The organism is Kribbella sp. NPDC020701 (assembly GCF_055562215.1).
Window position 1 is genome coordinate 201,199 of the sequence record NZ_JBVHFT010000014.1, and the last position, 18,363, is coordinate 219,561.

The 18,363-nt window shown below is 69.5% G+C and carries 17 protein-coding genes; 12 read left to right on the forward strand and 5 right to left on the reverse strand.

The genetic code is table 11. The features are described 5' to 3' along the window. Window positions 1–6: 6 nt before the first annotated feature. Window positions 7–900, forward strand: a complete 894-nt coding sequence (locus ACZ3HV_RS30490; RefSeq protein WP_465689164.1) for an SDR family oxidoreductase — start codon at window positions 7–9, stop codon at window positions 898–900. Continuing rightward, a complete protein-coding gene (locus ACZ3HV_RS30495; RefSeq protein ID WP_465689166.1) occupies window positions 897–1,661 on the forward strand; it encodes an amidohydrolase family protein in 765 nt (254 codons plus the stop codon). Before ACZ3HV_RS30490 ends, ACZ3HV_RS30495 begins: the two co-directional genes overlap by 4 nt. Here ACZ3HV_RS30495 and ACZ3HV_RS30500 read toward each other — a convergent pair. Further along, complete coding sequence (locus tag ACZ3HV_RS30500; RefSeq protein WP_465689168.1) at window positions 1,643–2,551, reverse strand: TIGR03564 family F420-dependent LLM class oxidoreductase; 909 nt, start codon at window positions 2,549–2,551, stop codon at window positions 1,643–1,645. The genes ACZ3HV_RS30495 and ACZ3HV_RS30500 overlap by 19 nt on opposite strands. A gap of 88 nt (window positions 2,552–2,639) precedes the next feature. On the opposite strand from ACZ3HV_RS30500, the gene ACZ3HV_RS30505 reads away from it, so the two are divergent. The 9 genes from ACZ3HV_RS30505 (at window position 2,640) to ACZ3HV_RS30545 (ending at window position 14,060) form a co-directional block, all read left to right on the forward strand. Next, complete coding sequence (locus tag ACZ3HV_RS30505; protein ID WP_465689170.1) at window positions 2,640–3,491, forward strand: LysR family transcriptional regulator; 852 nt, start codon at window positions 2,640–2,642, stop codon at window positions 3,489–3,491. Between the two features lie 277 nt (window positions 3,492–3,768). Further along, a complete protein-coding gene (locus ACZ3HV_RS30510) occupies window positions 3,769–5,916 on the forward strand; it encodes an MDR family MFS transporter (protein ID WP_465689172.1) in 2,148 nt (715 codons plus the stop codon). 256 nt (window positions 5,917–6,172) lie between these two features. Beyond that, complete coding sequence (locus ACZ3HV_RS30515; protein ID WP_465689174.1) at window positions 6,173–7,471, forward strand: SWIM zinc finger family protein; 1,299 nt, start codon at window positions 6,173–6,175, stop codon at window positions 7,469–7,471. Next, on the forward strand, window positions 7,468–8,886 hold the full coding sequence (locus ACZ3HV_RS30520) for a DUF5691 domain-containing protein (protein WP_465689176.1): 1,419 nt from the start codon (window positions 7,468–7,470) through the stop codon (window positions 8,884–8,886). Before ACZ3HV_RS30515 ends, ACZ3HV_RS30520 begins: the two co-directional genes overlap by 4 nt. Continuing rightward, window positions 8,883–9,965, forward strand: a complete 1,083-nt coding sequence (locus tag ACZ3HV_RS30525; RefSeq protein ID WP_360374739.1) for an ATP-binding protein — start codon at window positions 8,883–8,885, stop codon at window positions 9,963–9,965. Before ACZ3HV_RS30520 ends, ACZ3HV_RS30525 begins: the two co-directional genes overlap by 4 nt. Continuing rightward, complete coding sequence (locus ACZ3HV_RS30530; RefSeq protein WP_465689178.1) at window positions 9,962–12,139, forward strand: DUF5682 family protein; 2,178 nt, start codon at window positions 9,962–9,964, stop codon at window positions 12,137–12,139. Before ACZ3HV_RS30525 ends, ACZ3HV_RS30530 begins: the two co-directional genes overlap by 4 nt. Window position 12,140: 1 nt before the next feature. After that, the gene (locus tag ACZ3HV_RS30535; protein WP_465689180.1) at window positions 12,141–13,289 is read left to right on the forward strand and encodes a VWA domain-containing protein; all 1,149 of its coding nucleotides are present in this window, start codon (window positions 12,141–12,143) and stop codon (window positions 13,287–13,289) included. 10 nt (window positions 13,290–13,299) lie between these two features. After that, a complete protein-coding gene (locus ACZ3HV_RS30540; protein WP_465689182.1) occupies window positions 13,300–13,587 on the forward strand; it encodes an antibiotic biosynthesis monooxygenase family protein in 288 nt (95 codons plus the stop codon). 41 nt (window positions 13,588–13,628) lie between these two features. Further along, a complete protein-coding gene (locus tag ACZ3HV_RS30545) occupies window positions 13,629–14,060 on the forward strand; it encodes a GNAT family N-acetyltransferase (protein WP_465689184.1) in 432 nt (143 codons plus the stop codon). Here ACZ3HV_RS30545 and ACZ3HV_RS30550 read toward each other — a convergent pair. Together ACZ3HV_RS30550 and ACZ3HV_RS30555 are read right to left on the reverse strand one after the other, a co-directional pair. After that, window positions 14,057–14,401 carry a YciI family protein gene (locus tag ACZ3HV_RS30550; RefSeq protein ID WP_465689186.1) on the reverse strand — a complete coding sequence of 115 codons (345 nt, stop codon included), beginning with the start codon at window positions 14,399–14,401 and terminating at the stop codon, window positions 14,057–14,059. The two genes, ACZ3HV_RS30545 and ACZ3HV_RS30550, sit on opposite strands and share 4 nt — an antisense overlap. Then, window positions 14,398–15,351, reverse strand: coding sequence for an aldo/keto reductase (locus ACZ3HV_RS30555; protein ID WP_465689188.1), 954 nt, complete (start codon window positions 15,349–15,351; stop codon window positions 14,398–14,400). Before ACZ3HV_RS30555 ends, ACZ3HV_RS30550 begins: the two co-directional genes overlap by 4 nt. 149 nt (window positions 15,352–15,500) lie before the next feature. On the opposite strand from ACZ3HV_RS30555, the gene ACZ3HV_RS30560 reads away from it, so the two are divergent. After that, window positions 15,501–16,070 (forward strand): TIGR03086 family metal-binding protein, encoded by a 570-nt coding sequence (locus ACZ3HV_RS30560; RefSeq protein ID WP_465689190.1) that lies wholly within the window; start codon window positions 15,501–15,503, stop codon window positions 16,068–16,070. Here ACZ3HV_RS30560 and ACZ3HV_RS30565 read toward each other — a convergent pair. Both ACZ3HV_RS30565 and ACZ3HV_RS30570 read right to left on the reverse strand, forming a co-directional pair. Then, a complete protein-coding gene (locus ACZ3HV_RS30565) occupies window positions 16,067–17,290 on the reverse strand; it encodes a hypothetical protein (RefSeq protein ID WP_465689192.1) in 1,224 nt (407 codons plus the stop codon). The genes ACZ3HV_RS30560 and ACZ3HV_RS30565 overlap by 4 nt on opposite strands. Then, window positions 17,208–18,281: a glycosyltransferase family 2 protein gene (locus ACZ3HV_RS30570; RefSeq protein WP_465689194.1), complete on the reverse strand. Its 1,074-nt coding sequence runs from the start codon at window positions 18,279–18,281 to the stop codon at window positions 17,208–17,210. Before ACZ3HV_RS30570 ends, ACZ3HV_RS30565 begins: the two co-directional genes overlap by 83 nt. Window positions 18,282–18,363 lie beyond the last annotated feature (82 nt).

The window sequence follows — 18,363 nt, forward strand, 5'->3', positions numbered from 1 at the left end:
ACCGTCATGAGCAAGACAGTTCTGATCAGTGGTGCGTCGAGTGGGTTCGGTGCCCTCACCGCCCGCGCCCTGGCCGACGCCGGCCACATCGTCTACGCCGGGATGCGCGATGTCGCGGGCCGCAACGCAACCGCCGCCGCGGACGCCAAGCAGTACTCGACCGAGCGCAAGGTCGACCTTCGCGCCGTCGAGCTGGACATCAGCACGGACGCCTCCACCCAGCAGGCCGTCGCCACCGTGATCAGCGAGCAAGGACGTCTCGACGTACTCGTGCACAACGCCGGCCACATGGTCACGGGTCCGGCCGAGGCCTTCACGCCGGAGCAGTTGGCCGCGCTGTACGACACCAACGTGGTCGGCACGCAACGGCTCAACCGGGCGGCGCTCCCGCACCTGCGCGAACAGGGCGACGGGCTGATGGTGTGGGTCGGCAGTTCGAGCACCCGCGGCGGCACTCCGCCGTACCTGGCTCCGTACTTCGCGGCGAAGGCGGCGATGGACGCGCTGGCGCAGAGCTACGCGCTGGAGGTCGCGCGGTTCGGGATCGAGACGACGATCGTCGTCCCGGGTGCCTTCACCCACGGCACCAACCATTTCGCCCACAGCGGCTCGCCGGCCGACGCGGACGTGGTCGCGGCGTACGAGACGAAGTACGCCGGGCTGATGGAGCAGGTCTCCCAGAAGCTGGCCGAGCTCGAGCCGGCCTGGGCCGATGTCGCCGAGGTCGCCCAGGCGATCGTTACCGTGGTCGGTATCGAGAAGGGCCGCCGGCCGTTCCGGGTCCACATCGACCCGTCGGACGACGGCGCCGCGGTGGTGAACGGAGTTGCCGACCGGGTCCGAGCCGAGCTGCTCCGCCGGATCGGTCTCGACGACCTTCTGCACCCGGTGGCGGGATGACGGTGCGTTTGGCCACGCCTCCGGCGCGGCGGATCGACCTCCACGCGCACTTCCTGCTGCCGGAGTACGTCGCGGCGGCGGAGCGGGCGGGACACCTTCGGCCAGACGGGATGCCCGCCTGGCCGAAGTGGTCTGTGCGGAAGCACTTGGCGGAGATGGACCGGGCCGGGATCGAGAAGGCCGTGCTGTCGGTGCCGTCGCCGGGCGTGCACTTCGGTGACGACTTCCGGGCCCAGGTATTGGCCAGGCAGGTCAACGAGGCCGCCGCGACGCTGGGCCGTGATCACCCGGGCCGGTTCGGATTCTTCGCGAGTCTGCCGTTGCCGGATGTCGAAGGCGCGTTGGTCGAGGTGGACTACGCGTACGACGTCTTGCACGCGGATGGCGTCGTGCTGCTGAGCAATGCCGGCGGCATGTATCCGGGCGACCCGTCGTGGGAGCCACTGTGGCGGGAGCTGGATGCGAGGTCGGCCATGGTCCTGCTGCATCCGACGTCACCACCGCAGTGGCGTCAGGTCGCGCTGGACCGGCCGCGACCGATGATCGAGTTCCCCTTCGACACGGCCCGGGCGGTCACCGATCTGGCGTTGACCGGTGTCTTGACCCGCTACCCCGGCATCCGTTTCGTGGTCGTCGCGCAAGGCGACCTGTTCCCGTTCCTCAGCGAGCGCATCGACCACTTTCACGGGACGTCGAACGTGGCCGGTCAGCTGAAGAACCTCTCGTACGCTTCCGGCAGCGGCTACTGCTGTGCCGCGTAGTCGAGGGCGAACCTGATCGTCCGCTCCTGCTCCTCCGGCGTCCCGACCGGGCAGAAGACGAACTCCGTCGTCCCGGCGTCCGCGAATCGCTGGATCTCCTTCGCCACTGCCGACTCGTCGCCGAGTACGGCGGTGTCCTCCGGTCCCGCCTTCCCGCCGCGATCGAGCACCGCCCGGTACGCCGGCATGTCACCGGCGGCACCGAAGCGTTCCCGGATCCACTCGCGAGTCGCATCTGCGTCGTCGGTGAGTGCGATGCAGGCGGCCGCGATCACCTGTGGTTGCGGCCGACCTTTGTCAGTCGCGGCCCGGTCGATGGTCGGGCGGATGTAGCTCTCGATCAGTTCGGGTCCGACCCAGCTGGTCGTCGTCCCGGCGGTCAGTTCGCCGGCCGTCGTGAGCATTCGCGGGCCTAGTGCGGCGAGGATCAAGTCGGGCGCCTCCGCGCCGGTGATCTCGACCTGACCGCGAGCCGTCAGCCGTTCACCCGCGTAGTTGGTGGGCTCGCCGGATAGCAGTGGTCCAAGCGCTTCGACGTACTCGCGTGTGTACTTCGCGGGCTGCTCCATCGACAGGCCGAACATCCCCTCGATGATCTGCGGATGACTCGTCCCGATCCCTAGCGTGAGCCGGTTGCCCGATACGGCCTGCACGCTGAGCGCCTGCGCTGCCAGGGCCATCGGGTGTCTCGGATAGATCGGTACGACGCCGACGGCGAACTCGATGGTCGAGGTCAGCGGCGCGGCCCCGGCGATCAGAGTGAGTGCGTCCCAACCCGTCCGTTGGCTGAACCAGATGCGGTCCACGCCGTGGTCCTGCGCCGTACGCGCGGCTGCCCCGACCTCCTCGATCCGGAGGCCTTCTTCCTCGATCCACAGTCCGTTTCTCATGTGCACCAGTCAACGAGCGCGGCGATCGGCGACCAAGACGCAGCTACGCTGTGCAGTGATAAGGAATCGTGATCGCTGGGGGTGGCCAATGGAGCTACGGCAGCTGCGGTACTTCGTCACCGTCGCCGAGGAACTCCACTTCGGCCGGGCCGCCGAACGGCTGAACATCGTCCAGCCCGCGGTCAGTCAGCAGGTCGCGCGGGTCGAACGGGAGCTCGGCCTCAAGCTCCTCGACCGCTCGTCGCGGCACGTCCGGCTCACCGGCGACGGCGAGCGGATGCTGCGCGAGGCGCGAACGATCCTCGCCGCGGCGGACCACGCCACCGAGGTCGCCGCGGAGCTCGCCTCCGGCCGGGCCGGCGTTCTCCGGATCGGTACGGCGCCGGGTCTGCGGGACCGGCTCGAGCGCGGTCTCGCCACCCTCCGGTCGAGTACTCCGAACCTCGAGATCAAGCTCAGCTCAGGAGCCGCGGCCGATCACCTGGATGCCCTTCGGTCCGGTGACCTGGATGCCGCGTTCGTTCGCGGCGAGGTGGCCGCCGCCGATCTCCAGGTGATCGAGCTTTGGCGGGATCCGCTGTCGGTCCTGGTGCCATCGGCGTACCGGTCGGACGACGGGGTGAAGCTCGTCGACCTGGCCGGCCTGCCGATGCGACTGCCGTCCGACCCCTGGCTGCGGGAGTTCCTCACCGCTGCCTGCCGCGACGCCGGACTCGAGCCGGTGCCGGGACGGGCGGCGGACGACCTCGAGAGCGCGATCGTCGAGATGTCGACCGGTTCGCCGGCCTGGACCGTCGTGTACGGCACGTCGTGCGGATCGGCCGAAGGGGTCCTGTGGATGGGGCCGTTCGCGCCACCACTGAGCGCTCCCGGCAACCTGGTGATCGCCCCGGGCCGGCCGGCCGCGTGCGCCGACGTACTCGTCTCGGCCTTCGAATGACCCCCGGCGGGCCCTGACAGCACCGCCGGGGGCCGGGTGTTGATCTCTCAACAAGAACGGGACTGTACGCGGGGAAGCCTGTTCCGAGGAGGGCTCGCTCATCATTGGATCCGGCCGGGTTCGATGGCTCCCGGTGAGCGGTCGCTGACGCTGCGGGTCTATCGTTGGCTCTTGCAACCAAATAACAGGCTGGGTGAGGACACGCCGGCCGCTTCCGCCCCGGAGCAGCACACCCCGCTGCCTCGGCCGCAGCGACCCCGCGTACGAACGGAACCCGATGTCTGCCACCCGGACCTTGGACACGCCCACAGCCGTTACCCCTTCGGGTGATCCCGGACTCTCGCACCGCGAGATCCTGGAGATCCTGGCCGGACTGCTGGCCGCGCTGTTCACCGCCGTCCTGAGCTCGACCATCGTCAGCAACGCGCTGCCGACGATCATCGCGGACCTGGAAGGCACCCAGACGCAGTACACCTGGGTGATCACCGCCAGCCTGCTCGCGATGACGGTGTCCACCCCGGTCTGGGGCAAGCTCTCCGACCTGATGAGCAAGAAGCTGCTGGTCCAGCTCGCGATCCTGATGTTCGTGGCCGGGTCGGCGCTCGCCGGAGCCGCGCACAACGTCCCGTTCCTGATCGGCGCGCGAGTCCTGCAGGGCTTGGCGATGGGCGGCCTGATGGCCCTCGCCCAGGCGATTGTCGGCGCCGCGATCCCGCCGCGCGACCGCGGGCGGTACTCCGGCTACATGGGCGCCGTGATGGCGGTCGCGACCGTGTCCGGACCGCTGGTCGGTGGCGTCATCGTGGACACGTCATGGCTCGGTTGGCGCTGGTGCTTCTACGTGTGCGTGCCGCTCGCCGTACTGTCGTTGCTCGTTTTGCAGAGGTACCTGCACCTGCCGGTCATCAAGCGCAAAGTGAAGATGGACTACGTCGGCGCGATCCTGATCGCGGGCGCGGCCAGCCTGCCGCTGATCTGGGTGTCGTTCGCCGGCGAGCACTTCCCGTGGTGGTCCTGGCAGACCGGCGCCTACCTCGGCGGTACGGCGGTCCTCGGCATCCTGGCCATCATCGTCGAGACCCACGCGGGCGAGCCGCTCGTACCGGTGAAGGTGGTCCGCGAACGTACGACCGCGTTGGCGATCCTGGCCAGCTTGTCGGTCGGGGTGGCGATGTTCGGCAGCGCGGTGTTCCTCGGGCAGTACTTCCAGGTAGCTCGTGGTTACAGCGCGACCGAGGCCGGGCTGCTGACGATCCCGATGATGTTCGGGTCGTTCCTCGGGTCGGTCGGGTCCGGGCAGCTGATCACCCGGTTCGGCAAGTGGAAGCGGTACCTCGTGCTCGGTGGGCTGTTCCTCACCGCGGGCCTGGGCGTACTCGGGACCATCGACCACGCCAGCCCTTACTGGTACGTCGGCCTCGGGATGCTCTCGATGGGCATCGGCATGGGCACGATGATGCAGAACCTGGTGCTCGCCGTACAGAACACCGTCGACGTCAGCCAGGTCGGCGCGTCCAGTGCCACGGTCACGTTCTTCCGCAGCCTCGGTGGTGCGGTGGGGGTCTCGGTGCTCGGCGCGGTCCTGGCGAACCGGGTGATGAATCTGATCGCCGAGAACATCCGGGCTCTCGGGCCGGAGGCGGCGGCCGCGGCTTCCAGCAGGTCGAGTGGCAGCGTGCTGGACGTGAATGCGCTGCCGGCGCCGGTGGCCGAGATCGTGCGGCACGCGTACGGCGATGCGACCGGGATGATCTTCGTGATCGCGGCCGGTGCGGCGGTGGTCAGCCTGCTTGCGGTGCTGTTCATCCGGGAGGTTCCACTGCGGCGTACGGTCGGGATGACCTCCTCCGAAGCAGCACCGGTGCGTGAGACCGTTCCCGACGATCCGGCAGAGCGGGCCGCGGTGGTCGCCCTCGACGTGATCACGTCGGCCGAGCGGACCGCCCGCGAACGCGAACGTGAGGCGAACGAACGTGTCCAGGCCGCGGCGAACGTCGTACGCCGGATGCGCACCGACGTCGCCGACCTGTTCACCCGCGTCGACCAGCAGATCGCCGCCCTCGAGGACACGCTCCCCGACGCGGTCCCCCACCCGGCCGCCGCGATCCTCGACGCCCAGCACCCAGCCGGCGAGCTCGTCGACGAACTCCGCCGCTACGAACTGAGCGTCCTCAGCGCCAGCCAACGCACCGCCGATCACCTCCGCGAAACCGCGAGAACCGAGGCGGACGAAGTGCTGGCAGTCGCCCGCGCCGAAGAACTGGAAATCAGAGAACGCATCGCTGAACTGGAGGCAGTCGAACAACGCCTCCTCGGCACCATCCGCGACGGCCTCTCCCACACCCCGCCCCCACCACCCTCCATCCCGCACACCGCACCCAACGGCCACCCCGACAACACCCCCACCCGCCAACCCTTCGGCTAACCACCCCAACGCAGGTACGGGCAGGAGTCGGGACCTGGCTCACCTCGTCGGGGCTGGAGACAGGGAATAACAGGTTCCCGGTCCCGACTGCCTGGGCTCGGCCCCCGGTTCCTGTCTCCGGCCGCGGATACCTGTCCCCGGTCCCGCGTTCGTGTCCCCGATCCCGGGTTCATGTCTGCGGTTTTGGGTGTGGTTGGTGGGGGTGTCGGGGGTGGATGGCATGCTTCCGGGGGAGGGTTGTCGAGCGAGGAGTGCCGTGGGGCCGTGGGACGTGGAGCAGGTGCTGGGGCTGGCGTCTGATCCTGCGTCCGCGAAGGCTGGGCAAGGGCAAGCCCGTACGGCGAAGTGGTCGGAGACGGGCGCGTCCGAGCGGGCGGTGTGGGGACTGTGTCAGGGCAGCGGCAAGCAGCCGTACCAGACCACGGTCGACTTGAGCGGACCGGCGTACAGGTGCTCCTGCCCGAGCCGGAAGTTCCCGTGCAAGCATGCGCTCGGACTGCTGTTGCTGTGGGCCGGCGGGGACGTGCGACCTGGGGACGAGCCGGAGTGGGTGACGTCGTGGGTGGATCAGCGCGCGGCACGGGCCGAGCGGCCGGAGCGGAAGCCGGGCGAGGTTGCGGACCCGTTGGCTGCTCAGCAGCGGGCGTCCCGCCGGGCTGATCGGGTGTCGGCCGGGATGGCTGAGCTGGCGAGCTGGCTGGACGATCAGGTCCGGCAAGGGCTCGGCGGATTCGACCAGCGGGCGTATACGGAGCTGAGCCGGCTGGCTGCCCGGATGGTCGACGCGCAGGCACCAGGGGTGGCGGGAGCGGTACGCCGAGCGGCCGGCGTCGTCGGCCGCGGTCACGGGTGGCCGGGTGAACTGCTCGAGGAGTTGTCGCTCATCCACCTGATCGTCTCGTCGCACGACCGGCTCGCCGAGCTGCCACCGTCGCTCGCGGACACAGTGCAGAGCCGGATCGGCTGGACCGTCGAGACCGCGCGGGTGCTGGCCGAGGGGGAGAAGGTCGAGGACGACTGGCTCGTGCTCGGGCGCGTGATCGAGCCCGACGAGCGGCTCACGGTCCGCCGCATCTGGTTGCGTGGGGCAACAACAGGTCGACTCGGCCTGATCCTCAGTTTCGCCGCCGCGGGGCGACCGCTCGACCCGCTCCCGGCTCGACCGGGTGAGTACGTCCCGGGCGCGCTGTCCTTCTATCCCGGCGCACTCCCGATGCGAGCCCTTCTCACCCAGACCGCGCCTCGGTTGCCCGCACCCCGGCCGTCCGGATTCACCGCGCGCCAGGCGTTGGCGTCGTACGTCGAATCCGTCGCCGCCGACCCGTGGAACGAACGCTGGCCGCTGGTCCTGCGGGACGCCCGCCCGGCGCCGTACGGTGAAGGGTGGGCGCTCGTGGATTCCGAAGGCGACGGGCTGGAACTGCTGCCTGGAGTGGATCCGTGGAAGCTGCTCGCGGTCTCGGCCGGGGACCCGGTCACCGTCGCGGGTGAGTGGAACCGGGCCGGATTCCGCCCGATGACCTGCTGGCACGACGATCGGCCGGTGATCCTGTGAAGGGTTGGGACGGACTGGTCAGTTCGGCGTTGCTGGGCACGGATCGGCGGCCGGCGCATTTGGAAGAGTTGCCCGAGGCCGTGCAGGAACGTTTGGGGGACGGTGGTCTGCTGGACGCCGCCGCGCTCGCGACCGTGTACAAGCGTGCCGGTCGCAAGCCGCTCCGCGACCTCGAACCGTTGCCGGCCGCACCCGGTGCGGATCGGCCGCTGCCTCGACCGGTCGCGATGCGCCGGCTGGCCGCGATGCTCGGTGGATTCCAGACGACCGCGCTCGGCGAGTGGTTGCGCGCGGCGGACGCCCGCGGGTGGGGTGTGCCGCCCGAGCATTTGCCGGCGTTGGCGGATTACGCGCGCAACCGGGCCGAGTACCATCCACTCGTCATCGCCGCCGCCGGCCGGCGTGCGCGCTGGCTCGCGGACCTCAATCCGGAGTGGCGCTTCCTCTACGCAGCGGTTGCTGATAGCAACGATCCGGAACTCTGGACGCATGGCAACGCCCTCGAACGACGCAGCTGGCTCCGCGCCCTCCGCGGTCAGAACCCCGAGGCCGCGTTGGAAGCTCTCGCCGAGGTTTGGCCGACCGAGTCCGCTGCCACCCGGACCGACTTCCTTGCCCTGCTCGCCGACGGATTGTCCTTGTCCGACGAGGACTTCTTGGAAGCGGCCCTGGACGACCGCTCCAAGGAAGTCCGCCGAGCCGCCGCTCGCCTGCTCACCCGCATTCCCGGTTCTCAGTACGGCGAACGCATGACCGAGCGCCTGCACTCCCACCTGACCGCCACCCAAGGCGTGCTCTCCGTCGACCTGCCCCGACGCCTGAGCGCGTCGATGGAACGCGACGGCATCGACTCCCAGAACCCAGAGGGCATCGGCAAACGAGCCTGGTGGTTCTTCCAAGTCGTCGCCAACACCCCGCTATCCGCAATGGAGCTCAGCTGGTTGGAGACACCGGTGGAGGGCTGCGCTCCCGAGCTTCTACAAGCAGCCTGGACCGAGGCAGCGATCCGAGAAGGCGCTTCCTCCGACCTGGCAACCGCGTGGGCGCGGGAGTTGTTGCGGACGAACGCCGGCACCGGCAGCCGAAGCCCGGCCGAACTGCTGCGCCTGCTGCCTCCAGAGGAATGGGCCCGAGCGGTCGACGTCCTCCGGACCACAGTGGACGTGGCCGAGTTGGTCGGCGGCTTACCCGTGCCGTGGCCGCCTTCGCTCGCAAGCATGATCCTCGATCAGCTCGCCAAGGTCGGCACCAACCGCGCGTGGGCCAGGCTGGCGAGTATCACCGCCCGCGCCGTGCCACCCGACGTACTGAACCACCCGATCACCCGCGAGCCGACCGGCGAAGAAGACACCTGGCGCCGCCGCCTGGTAGAAACCCTGACCTTCCGTCGCGAACTGTACGAGGAGTTGTCATGACCACTGAAGTACTGCGACCGCATGCGGAAGAGGAGTACGCGACGGAACTCGCCGCCTTGGCGGATGCGGATGACCGGGCGCGACCGCCGGCGTGGCGGCTTTCGCCGGCCGCGGTGGTGACCTATCTGCTGGGCGGCAAAGCGGGTGACGTCGAGATCTCACCGAAGTACGTCGGTCCGCGGCGGCTGATCGAGGTTGCGGTGGCGACCCTTGCGACGGACCGGGCCCTGTTGCTGCTCGGCGTACCGGGAACCGCGAAGACCTGGGTGAGTGAGCACCTCGCGGCGGCGATCAGCGGTGACTCGACCCTGCTCGTGCAGGGTACGGCGGGGACCGCGGAGGAATCGATCCGGTACGGGTGGAACTACGCCCAGTTGATTGCCCAGGGCCCCAGTGAGGCGGCGCTCGTACCGAGTCCGGTGCAGCGGGCGATGACGGACGCGAAGATCGCCCGGATCGAGGAGCTGACCCGGATGCCGTCCGACGTCCAGGACGCGCTGATCACGATCCTGTCCGAGAAGACGCTGCCGATCTCCGAGCTGGCCACGGAAGTCCAGGCCCGCAAGGGATTCAACGTCATCGCGACCGCGAACGACCGCGACAAGGGCATCAACGAACTCTCGAGCGCACTCAGGCGCCGCTTCAACACCGTCGTTCTCCCGCTTCCGGACTCCGCCGAGGACGAGGTGGAGATCGTCTCCCGCCGGGTCGCCCAGCTCGGTACGGCGCTCGAGCTGCCGCAACCCGACGACGCGCTCGACGAGATCCGCCGCGTCGTGACGATCTTCCGCGAACTGCGGTCCGGCCGGACCGAGGACGGCCGTACCGCGGTCAAGTCGCCGTCCGGCACGCTCTCCACCGCGGAGGCGATCAGCGTCGTCACCGGCGGCCTCGCCCTGGCGGCCCACTTCGGCGACGGCGTACTCCGGCCGACCGACGTGGCCGGCGGCATCCTCGGCGCTGTCGTCAAGGACCCGTCCGCGGATCGCGTCGTTTGGTCGGAGTACCTGGAGACCGTCGTTCGCGAGCGCGATGACTGGGCACCGTTCTACCGCGCCTGCCGAGAGATCTCCGGATGACCGTTCACCTTCTCGGGATCAGGCATCACGGGCCGGGGTCGGCGCGGGCGGTGGCCACCGCCCTGGCCGAACTGCGGCCTGACATCGTGTTGATCGAGGGTCCGCCCGAGGCCGACAAGGTCGTGGAGTTGGCCGCGTCCGAGGAGATGGAGCCGCCGGTCGCGCTGCTGGCGTATGCGGTCGACGACTCGACTCGCGCTGCGTTCTGGCCGTTCGCGGTGTTCAGTCCCGAGTGGCAGGCGATCAAGTACGCGCTCGCTGCCGACGTACCGGTGCGGTTCTGCGACCTGCCCGCCGCGCAGCAGTTCGCCTCGTCCGGTCGCGACGGCCGGCGCGCGGCGTCGATCGATCCATTGGCCACGCTCGCGAACGCCGGTGGGTACGACGATCCCGAGCGCTGGTGGGACGACGTCATCGAGTCGCGGCGCGAGGGAGCCGAGCCGTTCACCGTGATCGCCGACGCGATGCGCGAGCTGCGGCAGGACGAAGAAGCAACCGGCCGCGAGGCGCAGCGCGAGGCCTACATGCGCACCGTGCTGCGGAAGGCGATCCGCGAAGGATTCGAGCGGATCGCGGTCATCTGCGGTGCCTGGCATGTGCCGGCCCTGGAGCTACCGTTGCCTCCGGCAACACATGATCAGCGGATCCTGAAGGGCCTGCCGAAGCGGAAGGTCGCCTGCACCTGGGTTCCGTGGACGCACGGCCGGCTGGCCGCGACGAGCGGGTACGGCGCCGGCATCACCTCACCGGGTTGGTACCACCATCTGTTCACCGCACCCGACCAGATCACCACCCGCTGGCTGTCGAAGGTCGCGCAAGTATTGCGTGCCGAAGATCTTCCAGTGTCCAGTGCGCACGTGATCGAGGCGGTCCGGCTCGCGGACACCCTGGCCGCATTGCGGGAACGCCCGCTGGCCGGATTGAGCGAGGTCACCGAGGCGACACGGGCGGTGCTCTGCGGCGGGAACGACGTACTGCTCGATCTCGTGACAAGGGAAGCGGTGGTCGGTGAGTTGCTCGGATCGGTGCCCGGGGAGACGCCGCAGGCGCCGGTCGCAGCCGATCTCGCGGCGCAGGCGCGGCGGCTGCGGATGCGGCGGGACGCGACCGAGCGGGTGGTCGAGCTCGACCTGCGCAAGCCGAATGACGTGGAGAAGTCCAGGCTCCTGCACCGCTTGCGGATTCTCGGTGTGCACTGGGGTGTGCCGGCCACCGATGAGCGGCGGGCGCAGGGCACGTTCCGCGAGATGTGGCGGCTGACCTGGGACCCGGGACTCGAGGTCGAGCTGGTCGCCGCGGGTGCGCACGGCACGACGGTTGTCGGCGCCGCGACCACGGTCATGCTGCGCGTGGCCGACGAGTCGTCGACGCTCGCCGATGTTACGGCAGCGCTGGAGAAATCGCTGCTCGCCGACCTCGCCGAGGCTCTGCCGTCATTGCTGCAGGGCGTGGACACCCGGGCGGCTGCAGATGCTGACGTCGGCCACCTGATGGCGGCGTTGCCGGCGCTCGCCCGTTCGTCGCGCTACGGCGATGTGCGTGGCACCGATACCGCGGGACTTGCCTCGGTTGCCGGGCGAATGGTCTCGCGGATCTGCGCCGGCCTCGGCCGGACCGTGCACGGACTCGATCCGGATGCGGCTGCCGCCGTACAGGAGCTGATCGACGGCGTGCAGGACGCGACCGCCTTGCTGGCCGAGGATGTGCGGTCGGAGTGGCTGAACACGTTGGAGGGGTTGAGCGATCGCGCGGCGGTGCCGCCGTTGATTCGCGGCCGGTTGACCCGGCTGATGCTCGACACCTCGCGGTTGCCGGATCACGAGGTCGCGCTGCGGCTCGGGCGTGCGCTCTCACCAGGTACGCCCACCGCGGATGCCGCCGGGTATGTCGAGGGCTTCCTGGCCGGTGGTGGATTGCTGCTCGTGCACGACGAACGCCTGCTGACGTTGGTAGACGCGTGGCTGGACGCGATCCCGGACGATGCGTTCGTCGAGGTGCTGCCGCTGCTGCGCCGTACCTTCGGGACGTTCGCCGCGCCGGAGCGCCGGTCGATCGGGACCCGCGCTCGGGCGCTCGGTGATCCGGCGGCCGTGATCGTTGCTGATGACAACGACCTCGACGTCGAGCTGGCCGCGTCGGTCCTGCCCATTGTCGCGCAGTTGCTGGGGGTGTGAGATGAACGACGACCGGATGCGCCGCTGGCGGCTCGTGCTCGGGAGCGAAGCCGATCCCGAGACCGGTACGACGCTGTCCAAGGCGGACCAGTCCGTCGACGCAGCGTTGGCCGCGCTGTACGACGCTGTCCCGGGAGAGTCCGGAACGCAGCGAGCGGCCGGGCTCGGCTCGTCGGCGCCGCGGGTGGCGCGGTGGCTCGGCGACATCCGCCAGTACTTCCCGAGCACCGTCGTCCAAGTGATGCAGCGGGATGCGGTCGAGCGGCTCGGCATCACCCGGATGTTGATGGAGCCGGAGCTGCTGGGGGCGGTCGAGCCCGACGTACACCTGGTCAGCACGCTGCTCGCGCTCAACGAGGTGATGCCGGAGGAGACCAAGCAGACCGCGCGGGACGTGGTCGGCCGGGTCGTCGCCGAACTGGAGGCGCGCCTGGCCGAGCGCACCCGGGCGGCCGTCACCGGCGCGCTCGACCGGGCCGGGCGGACCGGGCGGCCGCGGCACTCGGACATCGACTGGGACCGGACCATCCGGGCCAACCTCAAGCACTTCTCGCCGGCGCTCGGCACGATCGTCCCGGACCGGCTGGTCGGGTACGCGCGACGGAACCACAGCGTCCAGCGGGACGTGGTGCTCGCGATCGACCAGTCCGGCTCGATGGCGGAGTCGGTGGTGTACGCGTCGCTGTTCGGCGCGGTGCTCGGGTCGATCCGCACGTTGCGGACCAGTCTGGTCGTGTTCGACACCGCAGTGGTCGACCTGACCGATCAGCTGGAGGACCCGGTCGACGTACTGTTCGGGACGCAGCTCGGCGGTGGAACGGACATCAACCGTGCGCTCGCCTACTGCGAGGAGCTCGTCACCAAGCCGGCCGAGACCGTGATGGTCCTGATCTCGGATCTCTACGAGGGCGGTGTCCGCGAGGAGATGCTGCGGCGAGCCCGGTCCTTGGTCGAGTCCGGCGTACAGCTGATCGCTTTGCTGGCGTTGGCCGACTCGGGCACCCCGTCGTACGACGCCGAGAACGCGGCGGCTCTCGCGGACCTCGGCGTACCCACCTTTGCCTGCACGCCCGATCTCTTCCCCGACCTGATGGCTGCGGCCATCCGCCATGAAGACATCACTTCCTGGGCTTCGACCAACCTCTCCTGAAAGGAACCTCATGACGACTGTCGAGCTGACTCGCTTCCGGGTGCTACCGGAGAAGACCGAGGAGCTGCTCGCCGCCCGGGCCGAGATGCTGGCGGACTTCGCAGCCGACCGGACCGGGTTCCTCGGCGCCCGGCTCGTGCGGCTGCCGGACGACGAATGGCTGGACATCGTCGAATGGGCCGGCCCGGAGGACTTCGCCGCGTCCCGGGACAAGGGCGGGAACCTGCCGGGCATCGCGCGTTTCTTCGCCGCGATCGACTCGTTGGTGGTCGCCGAGGAAGGCGTTGGCGAGGGGTAATCCACCTGACAGCCCCCAGTGTCGGTGCGACCGTTGGCGACATGGAGATCAGCGATGTCCGGCCGGAGGAGTACGACCGGGCGGCCGAACTGTGGGAGGCGTCCGTCCGGGCGACGCACGACTTCGTCACCGAGGCGGATCTGGACGTGTTCCGGCCGCTGGTCCGGGCGTCGTTCGGGGAGATCCCGCAGCTCGCCGGGCTGCGCGCCGACGACGGGCTGCTGATCGGCTTCATCGGGGTGGCCGAAGGCAACGTCGAGATGCTCTTCCTGGACCCGGCGTACCGCGGGCAAGGTGGCGGTTCGTTGCTGCTGGAGCACGGCGTCCGGTCGTTCGACGCGACGAAGGTCGACGTGAACGAGCAGAACCCGCAGGCCGTCGGCTTCTACCTGCACCACGGCTTCCGGGTCGTCGCCCGCAGCGAGACCGACTCGACCAACAAGCCCTACCCGCTACTGCACCTGACGCTCTAGCCGGCGATCTCGAGAATGTCGATCGGGGTGTTCGGGTCGGCCTCGGCGAAGCGGAGGGCCCACTGAACGGCCTCCTCCTTGGAGTCGACGCGGATGATCGACACGCCCGCGACGAGCTCCTTCGTCTCGGCGAACGGCCCGTCCATCACGCGCGGTTGACCCGGGCTCGGGAACGTGACCCGGGCCCCGCGCGAGCTCGGCATCAGCCCCTCGCCGAGCAGCAGCACGCCGGCCTGGCGCATCTCCTCGAGGACGGCGTCCGCCCGCGCCAGCATCTCCGGATCCGGCGGGTTCCCGGCCTCCAGACTGTCGTTGGTCTTGTGAAGCAACATGTACCTCATACGGCAGACCTTAATGCGGTCCAGAACGCTTGTGGGATCTCGTGGTCGAGCCACGCCGCGACGTCGGTGATCTCCCGCGGACTTCGGGCACCCACCACCACGGCCGGTACGGCGGGATGCTCGAGCGGGAACTGGAGTGCGGCCGCCAGCAGCGGTACGCCGTACTCCCGGCAGAGCTCACGGAGTCGGTCGATCCGCCGGAGCAGGACGGGTGGGACCCGCGCGTACCCATGCGGAGCGCCCTCGGCCGTGTCGGCCAGGACGCCACCTTGGAACACCCCGGCGGCGAGAACGGCGACGCCGAGCTTCTCGCACAGCGGCAGGAGCTCGTCCGCGCCGGACTGGTCGAGCAGCGTGTACCGACCGGCGAGCAGGATGCAGTCGGGTCCGGCCGGGCCGCTCTCGCGGAGGAACCGGGCCGCCACATCAGCGTGATTCACACCGAGCGAGATTGCCCGGATCGTGCCACGACCGCGGAGCTCGGACAGCGCCCGGAGGGCTTCGGTCGAGGCGGTCAAGTAGTCGAGGTCGGGGTCGTGGATGTGCAGGATGTCGATCCGGTCGATACCCATCCGCTCCAGGCTCGCCTCGAACGAGCGGAGCACTGCGCCGTACGAATAGTCGAGGCGGGGACCGAGACCGGGCGGCGGCTCGGCCCAGATCGGCTGGATGTCCGGCCCGCCGGGCTCGATCAGGCGGCCGACCTTGCTGCCGAGGACGTATTGGTGACGCGGTCGTCCGCGGAGCGCGAGCCCGGCGCGTTGCTCGGAGAGTCCGTAGCCGTAGACCGGCGCGGTGTCGAACAGCCGGACGCCGAGCTCCCAGGCCCGGTCGATGGTCGCGACGGCCTGTCGCTGCGGCACGGCCGAGAACATCCCCCCGATCGAAGCGAGCCCCAGCCCCAGCCGGCTCACCGTCAGTCCCGTCCGCCCGAGCTCCACCATCCGCATGCCGCGACCCTAGGATCCGCCGCCGACATTCCACCGCCGCGCAAACCCCACCTTGAGCACCGGTCGACCATTCCCGGCGCCGAATCTTGGTTGAGCCGTGCACAAGGTTGCGTCTTCCCTGGCGGGGGTGGGGGCGGCAGGATGCGGGAATGGGTGAGATCGCGGATCGGTACAGTCGACGGGCCGGGGCGTTTGAGCGGAAGGTCGCGGCCGTGCGGCCGGAGCAGTGGGAGAACCAGTCGCCGTGTGAACGGTGGACGGCGCGCGACGTGGTGGACCATGTGGTCGGCATGCACGCCCATCTGCTCCAGCCGGTCAGCCGGAAGCTGGAGCCGAGCGACGATCCGCTGGTCGCCTTCCAGGAGGCCCGCGCGGCGGTGGAACAGGTGCTCGACGACCCGGTACTCGCGCTGACCCAGGCCGACACGCCGATGGGGCCGCTGACGACCGAGAACAACATCGACCAGGTGATCTCCGACGACCTGGTTCTGCACGGCTGGGACCTGGCTCGGGCAACTGGTCAGGACGAGACGATGGATCCGATCGACGTCGAGCTGCTCTGGGCGAGTACGGCGGCCATCCCGCCGGAGCTGATGGAGAAGTTCCGGACGCCTGGCGCGTTCGGTGAGGGGATCGAGGTGTTCGGTCCGGAGGTCAAGGTTCCGGCGGACGCCTCACGTCAGGACCGCCTGCTCGGAATGATCGGTCGTCAGCCTTAACTGTTGACGAGGCCGGCCAGGTTGCTCGGGGCGTAGTACGTGCCGGGGTCCGCGCAGAGCGGGGCCTTCGTGAGCTCCGACGGTCGGGACATCAGCAGCGCGTGCCCCTTCTCGATCGCCGGTGCGAGGTACTCGTGCCCGGGTAGGTTCGCGACAGCGGTGCGGCAGCCGAGGGCCATTCCCTCGAACAGGGCCGTCGTCGAGACGCCGACCTGGTAGGTGGCCGAAGCCAGCAGATCCAGCGTGCTGCCGCCGGTCGACAGCCGCACGCCGGCGGGGATCGTGTAGTCCGACGCGTACTCGCTGGGGTGCAGGCGGAACAGGACCTCCAGGTCCGGGTGCTCCTTGGCGACCGACTCGGCGATGTGGAGGAGCTCGGCGCCGATCGTGCCCTGCGACAGGAAGACGACGCGCCGAGGATCCTTCGGGCCCGGCGTGGGGAGGAAGGTCGCGCCGGCCACCGCGGTCGACGTACCGGCGGGCAGCTCGGCGACGTCGGTCCAGTACGAGCCGAAGCACCACAGTTCGTCCGGCTGATCCGGGACGACCGGGCGGCCCGGGTAGCTGTAGCCGAGGTGGAACGGGCTGATCGCGCCGTGCTGCAGCTCCACCACCCGGATCCCGAGATCGCGGGCGGCGCCGACGATGTGCTGGTGGAAGTACGCGACGACCACGTACACAGTCTCGATCCGGTGGCGTCGCAGCAGCGCGCGGTAGAGCGCTCGCAGTCGCTGGTGCTTCGGGACCTCCCTCGCGAGCAGCGCACCCACTGGCACCTGGACGCCGGTCAGGTCCCTCAGCGCGTGGCTGATCCCACGGTCGTCCAGCTGGCGTCGGTGTACCGCGCCGGCGGCTGACGTGAAGAAATCCAGGTTCTTGCTGCCGGGCAGTGGAGTGCCGTTGATGCCGGAATCGAGGACGAGTGCGGATGGGCCTAGGGTGGCGCGGAGTTCATCGGTGTAGATCTCGACACCGTCCGGTTTCCGCGGATGCGGTACGACGAGAGCGTCGTACCGGCCGGGAAACGGGTTCCGGGTGACGAGTCCGCTCACGTGCTTGGCGACGAGACCGGCTTTGTCGTACGGCGAACGCCGTACCGGATGTGGTGCGCCATGGATGCCGCTGCGGCGGGTCAGCTCATGGAAGACGCGCATCCGGATGATCGGCCACGGATGCGCGCTCCGGATCCGCCAGTCGAGCAGATTCAGGTCCGTCTCCACCTGCCAGATCGCCCGGCACAGGCTCGCCACCGTCGGCCCTTGATTCGGCCCTTGATTCGGCGCCGTGCCGTTCCCGGTACTCGTCATGGTTGATCCCCACTATGCCCGCGAGACTGCCGACGCCGGAGAAGAACCGGCGGACTGCCTTCAGCAGGTGCGTCTTACGACCGAGCAGCAGCCCGGCGAGGGCGTACCCGATCGCCGAGATCACCCGGGCCGAAGCATAGGCCAGCACCAGCAGATAGCTGACCGCACCCGGCCGGATCAGCAACCGGCTGATGGTGTCCCCGCTGCCGGACCGGAACGCACGCCGTACCAGCCAGCGCAGCGTGGTCCGCCCGACCGGCACGTCCTCGGCGATGCAGGCATCCTCGCACCACACGATCCGGAACCCGGCCCGGTGCACCCGAAGAAAGAAGTGCAGGTCGCTGGAGCCGGTGTAGCGGAACGCCGGGTGGAAGCCCGGCGTGACCGCGTGGTAGACCCGCCGGCTGACCAGGGTGTTGTTCGTGTACGCCTTGCGCAGTTCCTCGCCGGTGGTGTGCCTGCCGGTCGAGTCGTGGACGTCGCTGTAGTGGTTCCACGGCGGGGCGCCCGGTGGCAGGTTGCCCTTGACCGGCCCGGTGACCACGTCGGCGCCGGTCGACTCCCAGGCCTCCAGGAGGGTTGTGAGCCAGTCGGGCGGCGCGACCTCGTCGTCGTCCACGAAGATGAGCGCGTCGTCGTTCCAGCACAGCTCGACCGACCGCTCCCGCGCGAAGGGGATCCCCGGCTCCGCTTCCACCACCGACTCGATCGGGTACGGCGTACCCGCTCCGAACTCCTCCAGCACCCGCGCGGCCGACCCCTCGGCGTCGTTGTCGACCACCACGATCCGGATCGCGAAGTCGGAGTCCTCCGGCAATTCCTGAGCCTGGAGGCTGGCCAGCAGCGCGTGCAACAGAGCAGGTCGCCTGAACGTGATTACCGCAATGGCGACGCTGGTGCTCATGGCGCCCGAGACTATCGGTCCCGGCCAAAGGACGCGCTCCGCGGCGGCAGTTCTCGTCCGTCGCGTCCCCGTCCGGTCTGCT